We start from the raw sequence: 21015 nt of genomic DNA on the forward strand, positions 1-21015 counted from the left end.
GGAGACAGCAACATGGCCGAAGCAAAAGTACTCAGTGGCGCCGGGCTCCGTGGCCAGGTGGCCGGACAAACCGCCTTGTCCACCGTGGGCCAGTCAGGCGCCGGGCTGACCTATCGCGGCTACGACGTTCGCGACCTGGCGGCTGACGCGCAATTCGAAGAGGTGGCCTACCTGCTGCTGTACGGCGAGCTGCCGACCCAGGCTCAGTTGGACGCTTACACGGGCAAACTGCGCCAGTTGCGCGACCTGCCCCAAGCCTTGAAAGAAGTGCTGGAACGCATTCCCGCCGACGCCCATCCGATGGATGTGATGCGCACGGGCTGCTCGTTCCTCGGCAACCTGGAGCCCGAGCAGGATTTCTCCCAGCAGCACGACAAGACCGATCGTCTGCTGGCCGCGTTCCCGGCGATCATGTGCTACTGGTATCGCTTCAGCCACGAAGGCCAGCGCATCGAATGCGTAACCGACGAAGTCTCCATTGGCGGCCACTTCCTGCATCTGCTGCACGGCAAAAAGCCGAGCGAGCTGCACGTCAAGGTGATGAACGTATCGCTGATCCTCTACGCCGAGCATGAGTTCAACGCCTCGACCTTTACCGCGCGGGTTTGTGCTTCGACATTGTCCGACCTGTTCTCCTGCATCACCGCTGCCATCGGCTCGCTGCGCGGCCCGTTGCACGGCGGCGCCAACGAGGCGGCGATGGAAATGATCGAGCGCTTCAGCTCGCCGCAAGAAGCCATCGAGGGCACCCTCGGCATGCTTGCGCGCAAGGACAAGATCATGGGCTTCGGCCATGCCATCTACAAGGACAACGACCCGCGCAACGAGGTGATCAAGGGTTGGTCGAAAAAGCTCGCCGATGAAGTCGGCGACACGGTGCTGTTCCCGGTTTCCGAAGCTATCGACAAGACCATGTGGGAGCAGAAGAAACTGTTCCCCAACGCCGATTTCTACCATGCCTCGGCGTACCACTTCATGGGCATCCCGACCAAACTGTTCACGCCGATCTTCGTCTGCTCGCGCCTGACCGGCTGGGCCGCCCATGTGTTCGAACAACGCGCCAACAACCGCATCATCCGACCTAGCGCCGAATACACCGGCGTCGAACAGCGCAAGTTCGTGCCAATCGAACAACGCTGAGCTGGAGGGTTAGCCGCAGGCACTGGATACACCCACAACCCTGTGGGAGCGAGCTTGCTCGCGATTGCGCACTGACATTCAACATCGATGTCGACGGATACACCGCTATCGCGAGCAAGCTCGCTCCCACAGGGGTCGGGGGTGTTTCAAGGCCGGCCCTCTCCTGAAACCACCGTGACCCGAGTCCTGACGATGAACACAGAATTTCGCAAACCGCTGCCCGGCACATCGCTGGATTATTTCGACGTTCGCGCGGCCGTGGATGGCATTCGGCCTGGCGCCTACGATGGCCTGCCGTACACCTCCCGCGTGCTGGCGGAAAACCTCGTACGCCGCTGCGATCCGGCGACGCTGCGCGAATCGCTACTGCAACTGATCGAGCGCAAGCGCGACCTGGACTTCCCTTGGTTCCCGGCACGCGTGGTCTGCCATGACATCCTCGGCCAGACCGCATTGGTCGACCTGGCCGGACTGCGCGACGCCATCGCCCTGCAAGGCGGCGACCCGGCGCAGGTCAATCCGGTGGTGCCGACCCAACTGATCGTCGACCACTCGTTGGCGGTAGAGAGCGCCGGTTTTGATCCGCAGGCGTTCGCCAAGAACCGCGCCATCGAAGACCGCCGCAACGAAGACCGCTTCCACTTCATCAACTGGACCAAAAAGGCCTTCAAGAACGTCGACGTGATCCCGCCTGGCAACGGGATCATGCACCAGATCAACCTGGAGAAAATGTCTCCCGTCATCCAGCAGCGTGACGGCGTGGCGTTCCCCGACACTTGCGTAGGCACCGACAGCCACACGCCTCACGTCGATGCCCTGGGCGTGATCGCCATCGGCGTCGGTGGCCTGGAAGCCGAAAGCGTCATGCTCGGTCGCGCCTCGTGGATGCGCCTGCCGGAAATCATCGGCGTCGAGCTGACCGGCAAGTTGCAACCGGGCATCACTGCCACCGACATGGTGCTGGCGCTGACCGAATTCCTGCGCAAGCAGAAAGTCGTCGGGGCCTGGCTGGAGTTCTTCGGCGAAGGCGCCCGCGCCCTGACCCTGGGGGATCGCGCGACGATCTCCAACATGGCCCCGGAATACGGCGCTACGGCAGCGATGTTCTATATCGATCAGCAGACGATCGATTACCTGAAACTCACCGGCCGCGAAGACCAGCAAGTGCAGTTGGTCGAACATTACGCCAAGACCACCGGCCTCTGGGCCGACAGCCTGGAAGGCGCGTTATATGAGCGCGGTCTGACCTTCGACCTGTCCTCGGTGGTGCGCAACATGGCCGGTCCGAGCAACCCGCACGCCCGTGTCGCGGTGTCCGATCTGGCTGCCAAAGGCATTTCTGGCCAATGGGACGATGTGCCCGGGCAAATGCCCGACGGCGCGGTGATCATCGCGGCGATCACCAGTTGCACCAACACCAGCAATCCGCGCAACGTGATCGCCGCCGGTTTGCTGGCGCGCAACGCCAATCGCCTGGGCCTGGCCCGCAAGCCGTGGGTCAAGTCATCGCTCGCACCAGGCTCGAAAACCGTCGCGTTGTACCTGGATGAAGCGGGCCTGACGTCTGAACTTGAGCAACTGGGTTTTGGCGTGGTCGCGTTCGCCTGTACCACCTGCAACGGCATGTCCGGCGCGCTGGACCCGGTGATCCAGCAGGAAATCATCGACCGTGACCTGTACGCCACCGCCGTCTTGTCGGGTAACCGCAACTTCGACGGGCGTATTCATCCGTACGCCAAGCAGGCGTTCCTGGCGTCGCCGCCATTGGTGGTGGCTTATGCCATCGCCGGGACCATCCGTTTCGACATCGAGAAGGATGTGTTGGGTGTGGTGGACGGTCAGGAAATCCGCCTCAAGGACATCTGGCCGAGCGACGAGGAAATCGACGCGGTGGTCAAGGCTTCGGTGAAACCCGAGCAGTTCCGCCAGGTGTACATCCCGATGTTCGCCATCCAGGAAGACACCGGGCCGAAAGTGACCCCGCTGTACGACTGGCGCCCGCAAAGCACCTATATCCGTCGTCCGCCGTATTGGGAAGGCGCATTGGCCGGTGCGCGGCCGCTCAAGGGCATGCGTCCGCTGGCGGTGCTGCCGGACAACATCACCACCGATCACCTGTCGCCGTCCAACGCCATCATGCTCGACAGTGCCGCGGGTGAATACCTGGCGAAAATGGGCCTGCCGGAAGAAGACTTCAACTCCTACGCGACCCACCGCGGCGATCACCTGACCGCCCAGCGCGCAACCTTCGCCAATCCGAAACTGTTCAACGAAATGGTCGTTGAGGACGGCAAGGTCAAGCAGGGCTCCCTGGCTCGGGTCGAACCGGAAGGCAAGGTCATGCGCATGTGGGAAGCCATCGAAACCTACATGGAACGCAAGCAGCCGTTGATCATCATCGCCGGCGCCGACTACGGCCAGGGTTCGTCCCGGGACTGGGCGGCCAAGGGCGTGCGCCTGGCCGGTGTCGAGGCGATCGTCGCCGAAGGTTTCGAGCGCATCCACCGTACCAACCTGGTGGGCATGGGCGTGTTGCCGCTGGAGTTCAAACCCGGCACGGATCGCAAGACGCTTGGCATCGACGGCAGCGAAGTCTATGACGTGATCGGCGAGCGCACCCCGCGGGCGACGCTGACCCTGGTCATCACGCGCAAAAATGCTGAACGCGTCGAAGTGCCGGTGACCTGCCGCCTCGATACCGCCGAGGAAGTGTCGATCTACGAAGCCGGGGGCGTGCTGCAACGCTTCGCCCAGGATTTCCTTGAATCGGCGATTGCCGTTTAAATCGCTCGGGTGGCCGGTTTTCTGGCCACCCTTTTTTTCAGGAGTTGGAGCACATGGCTCACTCGCCTCAAATCAAGATCCCCGCGACCTATATGCGTGGCGGCACCAGCAAAGGCGTGTTCTTCAGCCTGCAAGACCTGCCCGAAGCGGCGCGCGTTCCCGGCCCGGCCCGGGATGCGCTGCTGCTGCGGGTGATCGGTAGCCCCGATCCGTACGAAAAGCAGATCGATGGCATGGGCGGTGCGACGTCCAGCACCAGCAAGACCGTGATCCTGTCCAAGAGCACCCGGGCCGATCACGACGTCGATTACCTGTTCGGCCAGGTGTCCATCGACAAGCCGTTCGTGGACTGGAGCGGCAACTGTGGCAACCTGTCGGCGGCGGTGGGGGCGTTTGCCATCGGTAGCGGTCTGGTGGATGCCAGCCGTATCCCGCAGAACGGTATGGCCGTGGTGCGGATCTGGCAGGCGAACATCGGCAAGACGATCATCGCCCATATACCGATCACCGACGGCGCGGTGCAGGAAACCGGTGACTTCGAACTCGACGGCGTGACCTTTCCGGCCGCTGAAGTGCAGCTGGAGTTCATGGACCCGGCGGCCGAGGAAGAGGGCGGCGGTGGTTCGATGTTTCCTACCGGCAACCTGGTGGACGACCTGGAAGTGCCCGGTGTCGGCAAGCTCAAGGCGACGCTGATCAACGCAGGCATTCCGACGATATTCATCGACGCCCGGGATGTCGGTTACACCGGCACCGAATTGCAGGGCGCCATCAACGGCGATCCCAAGGCGCTGGCGATGTTTGAAACGATCCGTGCCCATGGCGCGTTGCGCATGGGCCTGATCAAGCACCTGGACGAAGCTGCCCAGCGCCAGCACACGCCGAAAGTCGCGTTCGTCGCGCCGCCGGCGGATTACCTTTCATCCAGCGGTAAAACCGTGGCGGCGGGTGACGTCGACTTGCTGGTTCGGGCGTTGTCCATGGGCAAGCTGCACCACGCCATGATGGGCACCGCCGCTGTCGCTATCGGCACCGCCGCGGCGATTTCCGGCACCCTGGTCAACCTCGCGGCCGGTGGCGTCGAACGCAACGCAGTGCGCTTCGGTCACCCGTCCGGCACCTTGCGCGTCGGCGCCGAGGCGAGCGTAGTCAATGGCGAATGGACCGTGAAAAAAGCCATCATGAGCCGCAGCGCGCGGGTGTTGATGGAAGGGTTTGTGCGGGTGCCGGGGGATGTTTTCTAAATCGTTGCTTGAGAAATAACACAAAACCTGTGGGAGCGAGCCTGCTCGCGAAAGCGGTGTGTCAGCTGACATTGATGTTGGATGTGCCGGCGCCTTCGCGAGCAGGCTCGCTCCCACAGGGGATTTCCAGTGGGCCCGGAATCCAGGTCCGCCCTCGATCAAAATGTGGGAGCGAGCCTGCTCGCGATGGCGGCGTGTCAGCTGGCATCAAAGTCGGATGTGCTGGCGTCATCGCGAGCGAGCTCGCTCCCACAGGGGATTTCCAGCGGGCCCGGAATCCAGATCCGCCCTCAATCAAAATGTGGGAGCGAGCCTGCTCGCGATGGCGGCGTGTCAGCTGGCATCAAAGTCGGATGTGCTGGCGTCATCGCGAGCTCGCTCCCACAGGGGATTTCCAGCGGGCCCGGAATCCAGGTCCGCCCTCAATCAAAATGTGGGAGCGAGCCTGCTCGCGAAAGCGGTGTGTCAGTTGGCATTGATGGTGGATGTGCCGGCGCCTTCGCGAGCAGGCTCGCTCCCACAGGGGATGCCCAGTGGGCCCGGAATCCTGGGGCCGTCCTCAATCAAAATGTGGGAGCGAGCTTGCTCGCGATGGCGGTGTGTCAGCAGATGTCGATGTTGGATGTGCTGGCCTCATCGCGAGCAAGCTCGCTCCCACAGGGGATTCCCAGCGGGCCCGGAATCCTGGGGCCGTCCTCAATCAAATGTGGGAGCGAGCCTGCTCGCGAAAGCGGTGTGTCAGTTGGCATTGATGGTGGATGTGCCGACGCCTTCGCGAGCAGGCTCGCTCCCATCGGGGATGGCTGTCAGCCTTTCGTCAGTGCGGTGACGACCAGCCCCACGTTATTTTCCAGTTCCGCCACCGGATCAGCACCGTCGCTGCTCAGCACCAGCAGTTGGCTACCGCCTTCGGCGATGGCCGCTTTCACAGCTTCCGGCGGCTGTCGGTGATGCAGCACCAGCGCGACATCGTTTTCCTTGAGCGTGGCTGTCAGCTGCTTCAGGGCTTCGGCTGTCCATTCGGCGTCGGGGCGGGCATCGGTGTTGATGCCATCCAGGTTCAAGCCACTGATCAAGTAACCGAAGTGCTCGCTCAGGCTGACCACGCTCAGGTTGTCAGCGCTGGCGAGGCGCTTTTCACTGTCGGCGCTGAGCTTGAGCAGGCGCTGCTTGAGTGCCGCCAGGTTGGCATCGATTTTCGGTTTGTCCGCCGGGACGAGGCGCACCAGATCAGCAGCGATCACGTCGGCCATCCGCCCCAGATTGTGGCTGGCCATCCACGGCTGGCTCGCCAGGCCGTCGGTCATGCCCGGCTGTATGGCGATGCCGGGCAGGGCACCGTCCACCGGACGAGCAGCGTCGATTTCAACGATACGGATATTGCTGCGTCGGGCCATGGGGTACAGCGGATCGTCCGGCCAGAGCGAACGCAGCCCGATCACCGCGTCGGCCTTGCCGGCCAGCTTGCTCAGGGCCGGGGCGCCACGGCCACTGAAATAGGCGCTTTGCCGGGTGCCGGGAAGATTGTCCGGAGCGGCCCGGGCCAGGCTGACGTCGGTGCCCTTGAGCAAGGCCTCGCCCAATCCGTAGGTAACGGGCAGCGAGGCCAATAGTTGGATCTTTTCGGCGGCCATCGACGAGGTAATCACTGCACCGCCGAGGGCTAGAGCCCAGACCAATTGTCGTAATGAAAAAACCATTTATCCAAGATTCCCTTTCAGATGGGGGACGACGCCACGGGCGATGGCGCTCAGGGCGAAGGCGATGCCGGCCACCAGAATGATCGCGGCACCGGACGGGATCGGCAGGTCGAAAACGATCGGCGCCAGGATCCCGCATAAAGTGCTGACGGTCGCGATAAGCACCGAACACCAGAAAAAACCTTTCAACGATTGGCTGAGCAAACGCGCGGCCGCGGCCGGAATCACCAGCAACGCACCCACCAGGATCGCCCCGATGACTTTCACCGCCGCCACAGTGATCAGCGTCACCAGGACCACGAACAGATAGTCCAGCGTCTTGACCGCCACCCCGCGTACCGCCGCCAGCTGCGGGTTGAAGCTGGCGAGCATGATCCGGTTGTACAACGGCAGCGCCAGCGCCATCACCAGCGAACCGACCACCGCCAGCACCGCGAGATCATTGCCGTTGACCGTCAGCACTGAGCCGAACAGCACGTTTTCCAGGATGTGCACATTGATCTTGCCCGCCAGGATCAGCAGCAGGCTCGCGCCCAGGGCCAGGGACACCGAGAGGAAGACGCCGATCAACGTATCCGGGGCCAGGCCGGTGCGGTTGCGCAGGTAATTGAGCAGGATGCCGAACAGCAGGCAGTAGCCGAACAGGCTGCCGTAGGGCCCGGTGTAGGGTTCGCCGAGCAGGATGCCGACGGCCACGCCGGTCAAGGCCGCATGGCCCACCGCTTCGGAGAAAAACGCAAAGCGCTTGACCACCACCAGCGTGCCGAGGCCGCCCAGCACCGGGCCGATCAACAGCCCGGCCAGCAAGGCGTTGACCACAAAACCATAGGCCAGCGCCTCGGGCAGGTAACCGGAGGAGGCCCAACCCTGGACCATCAGGCGGAAGGCTTCATAGCTCATCAGATGGCGCTCCCGTTGACACGTGGATGGGTCGAAAACAGCATCAGCAGCCGTTCCGGGGTCAAGGTCTGGCGCGGCGGGCCGTCGAACAACACCCGTCGATTCAGCCCGGTGACGCGATCGGCCAGACGCCCGACGGCTTCCAGGTCGTGTTCGATCCAGAGCATGGTGATTCCGGCCTGGCGCCAGTCCTGCAGCAAGCGTTCGAATACCTGGATGCCGGCCTCGTCCAAAGCCGACATGGGTTCATCCAGTACCAGCAGTTGCGGTGGCGGAATCAATCCCTGGGCCAGCAATACCCGCTGACGCTCGCCGCCGGACAGCGCGCCCATGCGCCGCTTGCGCTTGTCCTGCATGCCGACCCGCTCGAGGGCCTGACCGATGGCGCCAGCATAATGCTTGCTCAAACCGAGGAATGCGGGGCGCCGCTGACACATGGCCGCCATGAAGTCGTCCACCGTCATGGGCAGGCCCCGGTCGAATTCCAGCGCCTGGGGCACGTAGCCGATGACGCCGGGTTCGCCCGGCCATTGCAGGCTCAAGCGGCCCTGGTGCGGCATCTGTCCAAGCAAGGTCTTGATCAGCGAACTCTTGCCGCCGCCGTTGGGGCCGACCAGTGCATGGATGCTGCCGGCTTGTACCTGAAAGGCCACATTGTCGAGAATCGCGGTGCGCCCAAGATTCAGGCTGATGTCGGCGAACTCGATCATCGGGCCGACATGTTGCTGGATGAGGGGTTCCTGAGCCGTCATGCGCCGGACTCCTGGATCGCCCGGACCACGGTGTCGAGGTTGCCGGTCATTTCCTTTTCGTATTTCTCGGCGCTGTAGTCGCCGTAGGAAATGTGCGACAGCGGGTACAGCTTCACTCCCGATTCACGCTGGATGGTGTCGACGTAGGTGGATGGGAAATCCATCTCCGAGAAAATCACCTTCACGTCCAGCTCACGCAGCTGGTCGATGGTCTTTTTCAACTGGCTGGGGCTTGGCTCGATGCCATGGGCCGGTTCGACCACGGCAGTCACTTCCAGGCCGAATTCGCGCAGCAGGTAATCGTAGGCGGCGTGTACCGTGGCGACCCGCAGCTCGGCGTTCGGCGCCTGGGTCAGCTTGGCCAGGGCGGCGGCGCGCATTTGCCGCAGGCGCTTGCCGTAGGCCCGGGCGTTCTGCGTGTAGGTCTTGGCGTTGTCCGGGTCGAGCTTGCCCAGTTCCCGGGCGATGTTGTTGACCTGGGCGATGGAGGCGCTGATGGACAGGAACGTATGTGGATTGACGACTTTGCCCGCGCCCCGCGCCGCGGTTCCGGTGGCGGCGAGCAAGGGGACGTTCTCGTTGGCCTCGATCACCTTCACGTCCGGGGTTTCGCTGGCGGCGATCATGCGGTCGGCGAAATCGTCGTGACCCACGCCGTTGAGCACGATCACATCAAGCCCGCCGATGCGCTTGATGTCCTCGGCTCGGGGTTCATAGGCGTGAGGGTTGAAGCCGGCCGGGATCAACGGCACCACCTCGGCCTTGTCACCGACGATGTTGGCCACGTAGCTGTAATAAGGGTGCAGGGTGATGCCGATGCGCAGGCGCTTGGCCGTTTCGGCGCTGGCCATGGGAGTGAACAGGCAGGCGAGCAGGCCAATCAGCAGCAGGCGCAGCAAGGGGCGGCGTGAAGGTGCAATAGACATGGGCAAGCGGTCTTCTCTGGAGTGAAGGCGTGGGGTCAATGCCGATGCTGGCGGGTTACGCCAGCGTCGAATTGCGCGACGATCTGTTGCCAGCCAGCGGCGGACAAAGCGGCGTCGTCCAACATGGCAGGGGTGGTTGGAGGGTTGCCGCGGTTGAGCCAGATGTCCGGGGACGCGTCCGGCACTTCACTGATGCGCATCAGAAAGGAGCCTGCGACGGACGAATTGGCGCTCGCGCCGAAGTAGGCTCGGTCTGCCAGCAATTGCCAGGCGTGGCCGCCGCGGCTGACGGAACTGGCGTCTTGGGCGAACGGGGCGAAGCCTTCATCGGCCAGGGCTTGCGGACCGGGGAGGGCCGGCTCGCTCTCGCGCAGGATCCGGATCTCATCCAGTGTCACCCGCAGATCGGCATAAATGCCTTGCTCGGCCGCGCTGAGGTCGCGGCGTGCGTCCAACTGATGGGCGTCCAGGTGGGCAACATCCCGGGTTTCGCCATGCCAGGCCACGACCGAACCGGCGCCCAGCAGGATAATCATGCACAGCAACAATACATACAGGGTTTCGTGGCCGGCACCGGCGGGGCGGATGACCTGGGTGGTGGGTGCGCTCATGGGGCCTCGATGTCGGCTTGGTCGATTTCCACGACGTGGCCGGGGCCGGCGTCAAAAAGTACGTAGAACTCGGCGTTGGGTTTCTTGAAGGTCAACGTCGAGTCGGCGCCGAGCTTGCCAGGGACCAGGATGGTTTCGTCGTAGCCGATCACGTCCAGCGTCACTCCGGGGGCGCCGCTGCCATCGGAAAAACCGCCAGTACACTGGATCTGTTCAGCGTCGATAGCCTTGCATTCGCACATCGGATTGTGGGCCTGGGCGCTGGTGCTCAAGCCTGCGCAGAGCAGCAGCGCCAGGCTGTTGAAAGAGGCGCGGAGGTTCATGGTCGGGCTCCTTGGGATTGCAACCAGGCGACGGTGGCAGGGGAGGCCTGGCTCAGGGGGATGGAAGCTTGATGCATCGAGCCGTCCCAGCCTTCGAGGGTGATCCACAGTTCGGCGTCTGGCTGGGTCTTTTTCGGCACCGGCAACAAGGCGCCCATGCGATAGGGCGAGCCGAAAAAAATCACCCCGGCGGCCCGCAGGCTGCGGGGCTTGCCGATGCGCAGATAGGTGGCTTTAACCTCGCTGATGCAGCGCTGGCAAAGGGCGGCGTTGAAGTGTTTCATCGGCCCGGCGGGGCCCTGGGTCCGTGGCGCTTCGTTGCGAAACTCCGCCAGGCGCAAGCTCCAGGGCCCCACTTGGACTTCGCCGACTTCCCGCTCGCCAAGCCCGCCGTCGCCCCGGAACAACGCGGCCTCCGACAGGTACTTGGGCATGAAACCCAGGGGAATCAGCAGCAACAGCACGTTGATATGGAAGCGCCATTTATGCCAGAACTGGCCCAGGCGTGACGGTGATGTTGTCGTAGTGGACGGGTTCACAGGCTGCCCTCCGGTGAGTCACGGTGCATGGAAGGCTGCAGTTGCGGCGTGGTTTGGGCTGGCCGCACAGGTTTCTGGTTGCGCTTGAGTGCGTTGGCGGTCGCCAGGGCCGTGCGTTTGGTCCAGATCAGCAGGCCGCTGAGGACCATCATGCTCAACACCAGGCCGAAGAAACACCAGATGAGCTTGATCCAGAGGCCACCGAAATCCCCGGTGTGCAGCGGGCGCATGGATTCGGTCACGAACTCCAGCGCCGTGCGGTCCGACAACAATCGGGAAGCGTCGACATCACCGTTGTAGGGATTGATGGTCGCCGTCTGGAACATCAGCGGATACCAGCCGCGTCCGCCGACTTCCAGGTGGCTGTAGGCATTGCCGGGCAGACTGACGAAACTCGCTTCCAGGCCCGGGATCCGCTGCTGGGCAATTTCAATGGCGCGGTCCAGGTTCAGTTGCGGCGGAGGCGTACCACCCGTCGACAGCGGAACGTTTTCCCGGGCCACCACCGGGACGACCGGAGCACTGGAGATGGAAATGCCGTTATCGGCCAGCGTGGCCTCGATCAGGAACCAGGTGCCGGTGATGGAAATGACGGCAATGAACCAGATCGACCAGATGCCGCTGAGCCGATGGAAATCGCCCCAGAAAATGCGGGCCCCGTGGCGAATACGCAGGGTCGGGCTGAAAAAACCTTTCCAGAAACGTTTATAGACAACCAGCCCGGTCACCAACGACGCGAGCATCGGCAGGCCGAGGAAGGACACCAGGTACCAGCCCCAGCTGTAGCCGTTGGTGAACGGCACCAGCCACCAGCCATGCAATGCACGAGTGAACCCCCTGAAGTTGAAGGCCGGTGCCGAGCCCTGGATGACGCCGCTGTAGGGGTTGACGTACACAGTGTCGGGGCGACCGTCGGGGTAGGTGACCTTGACCTCCAGGGCGAAGTGCGACTCGTCCGGACGCACAATGTTTTGCACCTGAGTCAGGGGCTGGGCTTGCTTGATGGCGGCAACGACCTGGTCGTAGCTGAGCAACGGCGCATCATCGGCGGGCTTGCTGGCGCGCATTTCCGGATTGACCAGCCAGACGATCTCCTGGCTGACCACCGCCAGCGTACCGGTGACGCAAACGATCAGAACGAAAAACCAGATGGGCAACGCCAGCCAGCTGTGAACCAGGAACCAGAGTTTGGAGCGGGACTTCTTCGACATGATTGAGCGTCTTGATTCGATGAAAGGTTCCGTGTCGCGGGCTTCGCAACACCATGAAACCTGGAAAAGCCGGCCGTGGCTTTTGCCGACGCGGCCTGCTGCATCTAATTAAGACGAACGAGCAGCCGGAATCCTGAAAGGGAAGATGAAAGAAAATGTTTCGCGTTCTCGAACAGGCGCTCGGTCTTCTGATGGCGAGGGAGCTCGCTCCCGCTGGGTCGCGCAGCGGCCCCTAGCATCTTCCACGCAACCACGGCGGGACTCATAGGCCGACGAACGTCTCAAGATTCCAGCAAATGCGCCCCTGGCCCACGCTTGCCAAGCACATCACCCTGGTTGCGCAGCGGGCAATGTTCCATCGACAGGCAACCGCAGCCGATGCAACCGTCGAGCCGGTCTCGCAATGCGATCAGTTGGTTGATCCGGTCATCCAGGTTCCGGCTCCACTGCGCTGACAGGGTCTTCCAGTCGGCCGCCGTGGGCGCACGGTTGTCCGGCAGGTTTTTCAGCGCCTCGCCAATTTCCGCCAGGGGGATGCCCAGGCGCTGGGCGACTTTGATCAGCGCCACGCGCCGTAGGACGGCCCGGGGGTAACGACGTTGGTTGCCCGGGTTGCGCGTACTTTTGATCAGGCCCTTGGTTTCATAGAAGTGCAGCGCGGTGACCGCCACGCCGCTGCGGGCGGCCACTTGGCCGACGGTCAGTTCCTTGTGAATGTTGATGGACGTCGTCACCTGAATCACCGCTTGACCTTGACTTAACTGGAGGTTTTACCCTGCAGGCCTTTGGATCGCAAGATCCGCCTTACCTGAACGGGGGACTTTTCATGCAATCGCCAAGTGGTCATCGCAGCTTCACGCAGTTGATCGAGTTCGACATCGAGCCTCAGTGGCAGCAGACGCTGGTCAACGCCCTGTCAGCGCAGACCGAGCGCCTGGCTCGTGATCATTCGGGTTTCCTCAATGCCAGTATCCAGGTCAGCGAGGACGGGCGTCGGGTGCTTAATTACCTGCAATGGCAAACCCGCGAGGCGGGTGAAGCGGCGTTCCGCAGCGTTGAGAATGGTGAGGAAAGTTTCTGGCAGTTCATCCAGGCGCATCGGGCCAAAGCGGTGACGTTTGGCTCGTTCCAGGTGCTGCGCAACATCGAGCGCAGCCCGGACGATGCGTTGCATTGCCCGTTGGTCAACCAAGCGCAACGGGAGATCCGAGAGGGCGATACCCATTATCAAAAGCGTTGATTTCTGCCGCCAAGTGCCGGCGGGTAGCCTTTGTTCATCGCCCAACTGAACATCGGACATCCGCCATGAATCGTATCCTTGCTGTCTTGTTGCTGTTGACTGTCACCGTATTGAGCGGTTGCGCTTCGTCGTCCCCGGAGCTGCGTCCTTACACCGCCGAGGAATCCCGTGAGCTGGCCCTCGAAGCCTTGAATCGCCGGGGGCTTTCGTTTGATGAATACCATGCGAAGAAAGCCGAACTGCTCGGCCCTTCGCAGAAAAACGTCGGCTTCGACGAGCGCGGCGAGATGAGCGCCGAGCAGACAGTCCAGGCACCGGGCCGGTCGAGCTGAGACTGTACCGCCAGAAGTTTTGCCTAACTGTCCATGGGTTTGCGCCGGGACGTGGGGTAGGGTCAACTCCTGACTGCCCCGACGGATTGACCTGCCATGACCCTCTCGCTTGACCTGCTGCTGGGCTTCGCCCTGTTTGCCCTGGTGACCTCGATAACGCCCGGCCCCAACAACACCATGTTGCTGGCCTCGGGTGTGAATTTCGGCTTCAACCGGACCATCCCGCACATGCTCGGCATCACTTGCGGCTTCTTTTCCCTGGTCCTGGCGGTGGGCCTTGGGCTGGGCGCGGTGTTCCAGACATATCCGCTGCTCTACACCGTGCTGCGCTACGTCGGTGCGGCATATCTGATATACCTGGCCTGGAAAATCGCCCACTCCGGTCCCGTCTCGGACGGTGGCGCGGGTGAGAACAAGCCGATCAGCTACTGGGGCGCAGCAGCGTTCCAATGGGTCAACCCAAAGGCCTGGATTATGGCCATCGGCGCCATCAGCACCTATACGCCTCTGCAAGGTTACTTTTTCAATGTGGTGGTGATCGCGGCGGTGTTTGCGTTGATCAACCTGCCTAGCGTCAGCCTGTGGGTAGTCTGCGGCAGCCTGCTGCGCAACTTGTTGCAGGATCGCCGGTGGCTGCGTGTCTTCAACTGGGGCATGGCGCTGCTGTTGGTCGCGTCGCTGTATCCGTTGTTGCTCGAAAGCGTGAGTTAAGGGCTGAGCTTCAACGCGATGCCTGCTAAGCTCGCTGTTTCAGGAGCGTTCCTACGCACTTTTAAATGAAGTCCGACTTCTTTTAAGGTCTTGATCAGTTAAAGCTATGTCTCGAACCCAACGAGGGCATCTGGTCTTGGAACAGATTCTGCGAGCTTCCTTATGAATAAGCGTCCTTTGTATTTTGATTACGCCGCCACCACCCCGGTGGACGAGCGGGTGATCCAGGTCATGGTCCAATGCCTGGGTTTCGACGGTAACTTCGGTAACCCGGCCTCCAGCTCTCACGCCTTCGGCCAGGAGGCCCGGCGCTCGGTAGAACTGGCGCGCCAGCAGGTGGCTCGGTTGGTGGGGGCTCAGGCCGGACAAATCGTCTGGACTTCCGGCGCCACCGAATCCAATAACCTGGCCCTCAAGGGCGTGGCCCAGGCGCGTGAAGCGCGTGGCGGCCACGTCATTACCAGCCTGATCGAACACAAGGCCGTTCTCGATACGGTCAGGCAGCTCGAGGAAAGTGGCGTCGCGGTAACCTGGCTGGCGCCGGGCGCCGATGGCCTGATCAACCCGCAAGCGGTTCGCGAGGCGCTCCGCGAAGACACTTTCCTGGTGTCGCTGATGCTGGTCAATAACGAGTTGGGCACCGTCAATGACGCCATCGCCATTGGCGAGATCGTTCGAGAGCATGGCGCGTTGTTTCATATGGACGCGGCCCAGGGTGCTGGAAAAGTGAGCATCGACCTGGCCCGGTGGCCGGTGGACCTGATGTCGTTTTCTGCACACAAGATCTACGGCCCCAAGGGGATCGGCGCACTTTACGTCGGTGATCGCGCGCGCCCGCGGCTTTCGGCCCAGATCCATGGCGGCGGTCATGAAGGTGGCTTGCGCTCCGGGACCTTGGCGACTCATCAGATTGCCGCGATGGGCGCGGCATTCGAGCTGGCGGCGCAGTCCTTTGATGAAGAGCTCGCCGACATCGCCCGACTGCACAATCGTTTGCTTGAACCTTTGCTGGCTTTGCCCGGTGTGTGTATGAATGGCAGTGCCAACTGTCGCATTCCCCATACGGTGAGCCTGACGTTCAACGAAGGTGAGTTCAACCCGGCGACGCTGGGCGCATCGATGGCATTCTCCGCGACCTCGGCTTGCAACTCGGCGCAAAACACCCCATCACACGTGTTGCTCGCCCTTGGGCATGATGCACGCGCGGCCGGGCGGACCATTCGTTTGAGCCTGGGCCGCTTTACCAGCGAACGGGATATTGATGAGGCGGTGCGATTGATCAAGGCCGCCTGTGTTGCCGCGCCGGCCTTCTGGGCGGCAACCCCCTGAGCCGAACAAATTCGGCATCGAACAATAAATTGATTAGCAGGAGTGATGATGAGTACCCAGCCTTCGATCCCGGGACAGGTTCCCCAGCGCCTGGCCCGAATTCGCCAATTGATGAGCCAGGAGGGCATCCATGCGCTGTTGGTGCCTTCCGCAGACCCGCATCTTTCGGAGTATCTGCCGGGGTACTGGCAAGGGCGCCAATGGTTGTCCGGGTTCCATGGCTCGGTCGGTACATTGATCGTGACCGCGGATTTCGCCGGGGTCTGGGCGGACAGTCGTTACTGGGAACAAGCCACCTGGGAACTGGAAGGCAGCGGCATCGAGCTGGTCAAACTCATCGCCGGAAAGCCCGGGCCGTTGGAGTGGCTGGCCGAAAACACGCCTGAAGGGGGCGCGGTAGCGGTCGATGGGGCGGTCATGGCGGTGGCATCGGCGCGGACCCTGAGCAGCAAGTTGCAAGAGCGTGGCGCACGGTTGCGTACCGACATCGATCTGCTCGCACAAGCCTGGACCGATCGTCCGAGCTTGCCTGATCAACCGGTCTACGCGCATTTGCCGCCGCAAGCCACGATCGGTCGTGTCGAGAAAATCGCCCAGTTGCGCGAAGCCCTGAAGGAGCGTGCTGCGGATTGGCATTTCATCGCCACTCTGGACGACATCGCCTGGCTGTTCAACCTGCGCGGCGCGGATGTGTCATTCAATCCGGTATTCGTATCCTTTGCCCTGATCAGCCAGCAACAGGCGACGCTGTTTGTGGATTTGAACAAGGTCGACGCTGCGCTGCGTTCTGTTCTTGAGCAAGACAGCGTAACGCTGCGCGACTACAGCGAAGTGGCCACTGCATTGCGTGAAGTGCCGAGCGGCGCGAGCCTGCAGGTCGATCCGGCCCGGGTCACGGTCGGCTTGCTGGACAATCTGGACAGCGGCGTGAAACTCGTCGAAGGGCTCAATCCCACGACACTGGCCAAATCGCGCAAAAGCCCGGCTGATGCCGAGCACATCCGTCGAGCCATGGAGCAGGACGGAGCGGCGCTCTGCGAATTTTTTGCCTGGCTGGAAAGTGCCTGGGGCCATGAGCGCATCACTGAACTGACTATCGATGAGCACCTGACCGCAGCGCGCAAGCGCCGGCCGGAGTTCGTCTCCTTGAGCTTCAATACCATCGCAGCGTTTAATGCCAATGGCGCGATGCCTCATTATCACGCCACGGAAGAGGCGCACGCGATCATTGAAGGCGATGGCTTGCTGTTGATCGATTCGGGCGGCCAGTACCTTGGCGGTACCACCGATATCACTCGCATGGTGCCGGTCGGGACACCGACGTCGGAGCAGAAGCGTGACTGCACCCGCGTGCTCAAAGGTGTGATCGCCTTGTCCAGGGCCAAATTCCCCAAGGGCATTCTGTCGCCTCTGCTGGATGCCATCGCCAGGGCGCCGATCTGGGCTGAGCAGGTGGATTACGGTCATGGCACCGGCCACGGTGTCGGTTATTTCCTTAACGTTCACGAAGGGCCGCAGGTCATTGCCTATCAGGCTGCTGCCGCGCCCCAGACCGCCATGCAGCCGGGCATGATCACCTCCATCGAGCCGGGTACTTATCGCCCGGGTCGCTGGGGTGTTCGCATCGAGAACCTGGTGTTGAACCGTGAGGCGGGCAGCAGCGAGTTCGGCGAGTTCCTCGCATTCGAAACCCTGACGTTGTGCCCGATAGACACCCGCTGCCTTGAGCCGTCGTTGCTGACCCAGGACGAAAAGGACTGGCTCAACGCCTACCACGGCGAGGTTCAGCGTCGCTTGAGTCCGCTGCTCGATGGCGCTGCGCTGCAATGGCTGAACACACGGACAGCGGCAATCTGAAGCATAGGGTCAGCCGAGGGCTTCACGGACGAAGTCCAGGCGATCCTGGCCAAAGAACATCTCGTTGCCGACAAACATGCTCGGCGCACCGAACACACCTCGGCGCACGGCCTCTTCGGTTGTGCTCCTTAGTGTTTCCTTGACCTGCTCGTCGGCTGTAAGGGCAAGCACATAGGCAGGGTCGAAACCCCCTTCGTCCAGCACGGCCGCGACTGTTGCCGGGTCGTTGAGGTTGCGGGCATTCACCCAGAGCGCCCGGAACAGACAGCTCGTGAAAGTCTCGAAACGATCCGGATGACGCAGTTGCATGCCCGTGACGGCGCGCATCAATAGCAATGTGTTTATTGGAAAATGCGGGTTGAGCTTGAAGTCGACACCGTAGCGCTTGGCGAAACGGTTCAAGTCCTGGAACAGATAAGGCCCCTTGGCCGGCACGGTAACGGGCGACGCGTTGCCCGTGGCCTTGAATACGCCTCCCAGGAGCATGGGGCGATAGATGAGCTCGCTATGGGTTTCGGCGCAGAGCGCGGGCAATTGGGTATAGGCCAGGTAGGTGGTCGGGCTGCCCAGGTCGAAAAAAAACTCGACGGATCTGTTCATGGCTACGTTTCTCTTATTGTTGTGAGGGAGACTTACCAGCGTTCGTTCCAAGGGCGTAGATCCAGTTCGAAGGTCCAGGCATCACGGGGCTGGGTATGCAGGTACCAATAGTTTTCGGCGATGTGCTCCGGGTCGAGGATGCCGTCTTCGGCCCTGGTTGCGTATTTTTCCGGGAAATTATCGCGGATGAAGTCGGTGTCGATGGCGCCATCCACCACCACATGGGCTACATGAATATTCATCGGCCCCAATTCTCGCGCCATGCTCTGGGCCAAGGCCCGAATGCCATGTTTGGCCCCCGCAAATGCGGCGAACCCTGATGCTCCGCGCAAGCCTGCCGTGGCGCCAGTAAACAGGATCGTGCCGCGCTGACGTTTGACCATGCGCCTGGCCACTTCTCGAGCATTGAGGAAACCTGAAAAGCAGGCCATTTCCCAAATCTTGAAATATTTGCGAGCCGTCTCTTCGAGAATGCTGCAAGGCACGTTGGCGCCGATGTTGAATACAAAGGCTTCGATCGGGCCCACCTGCTCCTCGATTTGCTCGATCAGTGCGATCACATCATCTTCCTTGCGTGCGTCGCAGGCAAAACCGTAGGCTTCACCGCCCTGGGTACGGATTTCGTCGACCAAAGCTTCAAGCTTGTCAGCGTTGCGGCGAGTGACGCAGGCCACGAAGCCTTCCCGAGCGAAACGCCGGGCTATCGCGCCACCAGTAGCATCGCCAGCTCCCACTACCAGTACAACCTTCTTGTTATTCATGATTGGCCTCATTGGTAAACGATCGTTAGCTAAACGGACGTTATGCTAAGATTCGCCAAGCGTCAAGATGAGCATCCAGAGGCAAGCACATGCGTTATTCAGCCAATCACAAGATGGAAACCCGAGAGAAACTGCTGACCAGCAGTGCCATGTCGGCCAAGAAATCAGGATTTTCGACGGTAGGGGTAGATGGCCTGATGAAGGCGATCGGTCTTAGCGGCGGGGCGTTCTACAGCCATTTCTCATCCAAGGATGAGCTTTTCAAGGCGATCGTCGAGCGCGAGTTGAGCCAGAGCCTGGAGCGCTTGAGTGGTAACGGCGTCATGGACTCGGTGAAACTGGAGCGTTGCCTCAAGCAGTACCTGAGCATGAGCCATGTCGAACAACCCGAGGCTGGCTGCGCCTTGCCGGTTCTAGGGGCTGAGATTGCGCGTTCGGATATGTCGGTGCGTGAGGCCGCGCAAAGCTGGATCTGCCGCCTGCACGAAAGCTGGGCGCGGATACTTGAGAGCGATAGCCTGGCTTGGGCGATCCTGTCTCAATGCGTGGGTGCGCTGGTTATTGCGCGAATGCTGGCAGCGCCTGAGCTCCAGCAGGAGGTTCTCAGGTCCAGCCATGACGAGATCAGCCATCGCCTGGCCGAACGACAGTCCAACTGAAGCGCCGCCTATTTGCAGATGACGATCATGCTGCGGCTGGTGTATCCGGCTGGATTGAGCCCGAAAGGATAATCTCCTGGCTCCTCAACGGCGTCACCTGATTTGGCGATGATTTTGTAACCTTTGGGCGCGCATGAGTTGGCGGCGCTGGCCCTGCACTGGTCCCAGGAAGAGGACAGGCCGGAGCAGTTGATATGCAGGCCTTTTTTTCCGCGTTTGACTTCGGTTTTCGACGTCGCCACGCAGCCCGTAACCGCTAGTACGGCGATCAGTATCAAGATTCGTTTCATTCCCGTCCTTAATGCCGCCGCGGATCTTATGCCTACGTACGGCTACGTTCGCTTTCGCTTCAAGCGTTCATGACATCCTGTACGAAAAAATCCATGTCTGACATTAGGTTACGGGGCTAAACATGGCCTAAATGCGCGATAAATACCAGACCTGCGTTAGAACGTTATCAATCTGCGGCAATGGCGGGCTTGGCAGAGTCGCCCATGGTCAACGTAGCGCCGATCGACGCGAGGATGACGCAGGTTATGGCTGCCCATTGGGCCAGGGACAGATATTCCTGGAGAAACAGCAGCCCCGATAGCGCGCCGACCGCAGGCTCGACGCTCATCAGTGTGCCGAAGGTGCGGGCTGGTATGCGGGTGAGTGAGATCATTTCCAACGTGTAGGGCAGGGCGGTTGACAGAATGGCGACGCCAATGGCGACAGGGATGAGGCTCGGGGTCAGCAAAGCGGTCCCGGCATGCACGATGCCGATGGGGGCTACGAACAAGGCTGCGATCATGACGCCGAGCGCAGCGGTCTGCACACCATTGTCCGCACCGGCCTTCTGGCCAAACAGGATATACAGGGCCCAACAGACCCCCGCCCCCAATGCATAGCCGGCTCCGATCAGGTCGATGCCCGCGTTGGTGGCTCCGGTGGGTATGAGCAGGAGCAAGCCAACCACCGCCAGGGCGATCCAGAGAAAATCAATCGCCCGGCGCGAAGCATAGATAGCGACTGCCAAGGGGCCGGTGAATTCCAGAGCCACTGCAATGCCCAGTGGAACGGTACGAAGCGACATATAGAAGAGAAAGTTCATGCCGCCGAGCGCCAGCCCATAGACAATCACCGTGCGCAAGGATTGGGCGGTAAGTTTGGCTCGCCACGGTCGCAGCAGTACCAACATGATAAGGCTGGCGAAAATGAGCCGTAGCGTCGTGGTGCCTTGCGCACCGACTACAGGGAACATGCTTTTGGCAAGAGAGGCTCCAGACTGGATGGATGCCATGGCTATTAGTAGCAGGGCAACCGGATACAAGGTGGTTGCCAGGCTGCGATGTGGTGAAGTCATTGCGGAGTGTCATCCAGAAGTAGGGCAGGGAAACAAGGTGAGCAATATAGT

The 21015-nt window shown here is 61.6% G+C and carries 22 protein-coding genes; 9 read left to right on the forward strand and 13 right to left on the reverse strand.

What is annotated here, in order from left to right; all coding sequences use genetic code 11:
• The first annotated feature begins 12 nt into the window (after positions 1-12).
• The 3 genes from prpC to prpF all read left to right on the forward strand — a co-directional run bounded on the left by prpC (position 13) and on the right by prpF (position 5168).
• Entirely contained in the window at positions 13-1140 is a 1128-nt protein-coding gene (prpC, locus tag J3P91_RS08325; protein ID WP_305495984.1) for a bifunctional 2-methylcitrate synthase/citrate synthase, read from the forward strand.
• A 192-nt stretch (positions 1141-1332) separates the two neighbouring features.
• On the forward strand, positions 1333-3924 hold the full coding sequence (acnD, locus tag J3P91_RS08330; protein WP_434603336.1) for a Fe/S-dependent 2-methylisocitrate dehydratase AcnD: 2592 nt from the start codon (positions 1333-1335) through the stop codon (positions 3922-3924).
• Positions 3925-3977: 53 nt separating this feature from the next.
• The gene (gene prpF, locus J3P91_RS08335; protein ID WP_434603338.1) at positions 3978-5168 is read left to right on the forward strand and encodes a 2-methylaconitate cis-trans isomerase PrpF; all 1191 of its coding nucleotides are present in this window, start codon (positions 3978-3980) and stop codon (positions 5166-5168) included.
• An 806-nt stretch (positions 5169-5974) separates the two neighbouring features.
• Here prpF and J3P91_RS08340 read toward each other — a convergent pair.
• From J3P91_RS08340 to soxR, 9 genes are all read right to left on the reverse strand, one after another.
• Positions 5975-6868: a metal ABC transporter solute-binding protein, Zn/Mn family gene (locus J3P91_RS08340; protein WP_434603340.1), complete on the reverse strand. Its 894-nt coding sequence runs from the start codon at positions 6866-6868 to the stop codon at positions 5975-5977.
• Positions 6869-7768, reverse strand: a complete 900-nt coding sequence (locus J3P91_RS08345; protein ID WP_434569294.1) for a metal ABC transporter permease — start codon at positions 7766-7768, stop codon at positions 6869-6871. It abuts the gene before it with no gap.
• A complete protein-coding gene (locus tag J3P91_RS08350) occupies positions 7768-8520 on the reverse strand; it encodes a metal ABC transporter ATP-binding protein (RefSeq protein WP_434603342.1) in 753 nt (250 codons plus the stop codon). The genes J3P91_RS08345 and J3P91_RS08350 overlap by 1 nt, the downstream gene beginning before the upstream one ends.
• Positions 8517-9446 carry a metal ABC transporter substrate-binding protein gene (locus J3P91_RS08355; protein WP_434569292.1) on the reverse strand — a complete coding sequence of 310 codons (930 nt, stop codon included), beginning with the start codon at positions 9444-9446 and terminating at the stop codon, positions 8517-8519. Before J3P91_RS08355 ends, J3P91_RS08350 begins: the two co-directional genes overlap by 4 nt.
• Before the next feature lie 35 nt (positions 9447-9481).
• A complete protein-coding gene (locus J3P91_RS08360) occupies positions 9482-10057 on the reverse strand; it encodes a DUF6162 family protein (protein ID WP_434603344.1) in 576 nt (191 codons plus the stop codon).
• Positions 10054-10380, reverse strand: coding sequence for a hypothetical protein (locus J3P91_RS08365; protein ID WP_434603346.1), 327 nt, complete (start codon positions 10378-10380; stop codon positions 10054-10056). The genes J3P91_RS08360 and J3P91_RS08365 overlap by 4 nt, the downstream gene beginning before the upstream one ends.
• The gene (locus tag J3P91_RS08370; RefSeq protein ID WP_305495975.1) at positions 10377-10919 is read right to left on the reverse strand and encodes a thiamine pyrophosphate-binding protein; all 543 of its coding nucleotides are present in this window, start codon (positions 10917-10919) and stop codon (positions 10377-10379) included. The genes J3P91_RS08365 and J3P91_RS08370 overlap by 4 nt, the downstream gene beginning before the upstream one ends.
• A complete protein-coding gene (locus J3P91_RS08375) occupies positions 10916-12130 on the reverse strand; it encodes a PepSY-associated TM helix domain-containing protein (protein WP_434603348.1) in 1215 nt (404 codons plus the stop codon). Before J3P91_RS08375 ends, J3P91_RS08370 begins: the two co-directional genes overlap by 4 nt.
• A 281-nt stretch (positions 12131-12411) precedes the next feature.
• The gene (soxR, locus tag J3P91_RS08380) at positions 12412-12864 is read right to left on the reverse strand and encodes a redox-sensitive transcriptional activator SoxR (protein WP_434603350.1); all 453 of its coding nucleotides are present in this window, start codon (positions 12862-12864) and stop codon (positions 12412-12414) included.
• Positions 12865-12956: 92 nt separating this feature from the next.
• Here soxR and J3P91_RS08385 point away from each other — a divergent pair, with 92 nt between their 5' ends.
• The 5 genes from J3P91_RS08385 to J3P91_RS08405 all read left to right on the forward strand — a co-directional run bounded on the left by J3P91_RS08385 (position 12957) and on the right by J3P91_RS08405 (position 17599).
• The gene (locus J3P91_RS08385) at positions 12957-13370 is read left to right on the forward strand and encodes an antibiotic biosynthesis monooxygenase (RefSeq protein ID WP_434603352.1); all 414 of its coding nucleotides are present in this window, start codon (positions 12957-12959) and stop codon (positions 13368-13370) included.
• Positions 13371-13435: 65 nt separating this feature from the next.
• Complete coding sequence (locus J3P91_RS08390) at positions 13436-13702, forward strand: hypothetical protein (RefSeq protein WP_434603355.1); 267 nt, start codon at positions 13436-13438, stop codon at positions 13700-13702.
• 96 nt (positions 13703-13798) lie between these two features.
• Positions 13799-14413, forward strand: a complete 615-nt coding sequence (locus tag J3P91_RS08395; protein ID WP_434569284.1) for a LysE family translocator — start codon at positions 13799-13801, stop codon at positions 14411-14413.
• A gap of 162 nt (positions 14414-14575) precedes the next feature.
• A complete protein-coding gene (locus J3P91_RS08400; RefSeq protein ID WP_434603356.1) occupies positions 14576-15742 on the forward strand; it encodes a cysteine desulfurase family protein in 1167 nt (388 codons plus the stop codon).
• A 48-nt stretch (positions 15743-15790) separates the two neighbouring features.
• Complete coding sequence (locus tag J3P91_RS08405) at positions 15791-17599, forward strand: aminopeptidase P family protein (protein ID WP_434603358.1); 1809 nt, start codon at positions 15791-15793, stop codon at positions 17597-17599.
• Between the two features lie 9 nt (positions 17600-17608).
• Here J3P91_RS08405 and J3P91_RS08410 read toward each other — a convergent pair whose 3' ends face one another.
• Together J3P91_RS08410 and J3P91_RS08415 are read right to left on the reverse strand one after the other, a co-directional pair.
• Positions 17609-18199, reverse strand: a complete 591-nt coding sequence (locus tag J3P91_RS08410) for a 2-hydroxychromene-2-carboxylate isomerase (protein WP_434603360.1) — start codon at positions 18197-18199, stop codon at positions 17609-17611.
• Positions 18200-18231: 32 nt separating this feature from the next.
• Positions 18232-18960, reverse strand: coding sequence for an SDR family oxidoreductase (locus J3P91_RS08415; protein ID WP_434603362.1), 729 nt, complete (start codon positions 18958-18960; stop codon positions 18232-18234).
• An 89-nt stretch (positions 18961-19049) separates the two neighbouring features.
• Here J3P91_RS08415 and J3P91_RS08420 point away from each other — a divergent pair, with 89 nt between their 5' ends.
• Complete coding sequence (locus J3P91_RS08420) at positions 19050-19619, forward strand: TetR/AcrR family transcriptional regulator (RefSeq protein WP_434603365.1); 570 nt, start codon at positions 19050-19052, stop codon at positions 19617-19619.
• 8 nt (positions 19620-19627) lie between these two features.
• On the opposite strand, the gene J3P91_RS08425 is transcribed toward J3P91_RS08420, so the two are convergent.
• Entirely contained in the window at positions 19628-19909 is a 282-nt protein-coding gene (locus J3P91_RS08425; protein ID WP_434603368.1) for a hypothetical protein, read from the reverse strand.
• A 167-nt stretch (positions 19910-20076) separates the two neighbouring features.
• On the reverse strand, positions 20077-20964 hold the full coding sequence (gene rhtA, locus J3P91_RS08430; RefSeq protein ID WP_434603370.1) for a threonine/homoserine exporter RhtA: 888 nt from the start codon (positions 20962-20964) through the stop codon (positions 20077-20079).
• Positions 20965-21015 lie beyond the last annotated feature (51 nt).

This window comes from Pseudomonas sp. Z4-7 (assembly GCF_051131965.1).
Classification (GTDB): Bacteria; Pseudomonadota; Gammaproteobacteria; order Pseudomonadales; family Pseudomonadaceae; genus Aquipseudomonas.

What these genes read in the sequence shown, in the direction of transcription:
- prpC (WP_305495984.1), top strand. Translation starts at nt 13, where the DNA reads ATGGCCGAAGCAAAAGTACTCAGTGGCGCCGGGCTCCGTGGCCAGGTG.
- acnD (WP_434603336.1), top strand. Translation starts at nt 1,333, where the DNA reads ATGAACACAGAATTTCGCAAACCGCTGCCCGGCACATCGCTGGATTAT.
- prpF (WP_434603338.1), top strand. Translation starts at nt 3,978, where the DNA reads ATGGCTCACTCGCCTCAAATCAAGATCCCCGCGACCTATATGCGTGGC.
- J3P91_RS08340 (WP_434603340.1), bottom strand. Translation starts at nt 6,868, where the DNA reads ATGGTTTTTTCATTACGACAATTGGTCTGGGCTCTAGCCCTCGGCGGT.
- J3P91_RS08345 (WP_434569294.1), bottom strand. Translation starts at nt 7,768, where the DNA reads ATGAGCTATGAAGCCTTCCGCCTGATGGTCCAGGGTTGGGCCTCCTCC.
- J3P91_RS08350 (WP_434603342.1), bottom strand. Translation starts at nt 8,520, where the DNA reads ATGACGGCTCAGGAACCCCTCATCCAGCAACATGTCGGCCCGATGATC.
- J3P91_RS08355 (WP_434569292.1), bottom strand. Translation starts at nt 9,446, where the DNA reads ATGTCTATTGCACCTTCACGCCGCCCCTTGCTGCGCCTGCTGCTGATT.
- J3P91_RS08360 (WP_434603344.1), bottom strand. Translation starts at nt 10,057, where the DNA reads ATGAGCGCACCCACCACCCAGGTCATCCGCCCCGCCGGTGCCGGCCAC.
- J3P91_RS08365 (WP_434603346.1), bottom strand. Translation starts at nt 10,380, where the DNA reads ATGAACCTCCGCGCCTCTTTCAACAGCCTGGCGCTGCTGCTCTGCGCA.
- J3P91_RS08375 (WP_434603348.1), bottom strand. Translation starts at nt 12,130, where the DNA reads ATGTCGAAGAAGTCCCGCTCCAAACTCTGGTTCCTGGTTCACAGCTGG.
- J3P91_RS08385 (WP_434603352.1), top strand. Translation starts at nt 12,957, where the DNA reads ATGCAATCGCCAAGTGGTCATCGCAGCTTCACGCAGTTGATCGAGTTC.
- J3P91_RS08390 (WP_434603355.1), top strand. Translation starts at nt 13,436, where the DNA reads ATGAATCGTATCCTTGCTGTCTTGTTGCTGTTGACTGTCACCGTATTG.
- J3P91_RS08395 (WP_434569284.1), top strand. Translation starts at nt 13,799, where the DNA reads ATGACCCTCTCGCTTGACCTGCTGCTGGGCTTCGCCCTGTTTGCCCTG.
- J3P91_RS08400 (WP_434603356.1), top strand. Translation starts at nt 14,576, where the DNA reads ATGAATAAGCGTCCTTTGTATTTTGATTACGCCGCCACCACCCCGGTG.
- J3P91_RS08405 (WP_434603358.1), top strand. Translation starts at nt 15,791, where the DNA reads ATGAGTACCCAGCCTTCGATCCCGGGACAGGTTCCCCAGCGCCTGGCC.
- J3P91_RS08410 (WP_434603360.1), bottom strand. Translation starts at nt 18,199, where the DNA reads ATGAACAGATCCGTCGAGTTTTTTTTCGACCTGGGCAGCCCGACCACC.
- J3P91_RS08415 (WP_434603362.1), bottom strand. Translation starts at nt 18,960, where the DNA reads ATGAATAACAAGAAGGTTGTACTGGTAGTGGGAGCTGGCGATGCTACT.
- J3P91_RS08420 (WP_434603365.1), top strand. Translation starts at nt 19,050, where the DNA reads ATGCGTTATTCAGCCAATCACAAGATGGAAACCCGAGAGAAACTGCTG.
- J3P91_RS08425 (WP_434603368.1), bottom strand. Translation starts at nt 19,909, where the DNA reads ATGAAACGAATCTTGATACTGATCGCCGTACTAGCGGTTACGGGCTGC.
- rhtA (WP_434603370.1), bottom strand. Translation starts at nt 20,964, where the DNA reads ATGACTTCACCACATCGCAGCCTGGCAACCACCTTGTATCCGGTTGCC.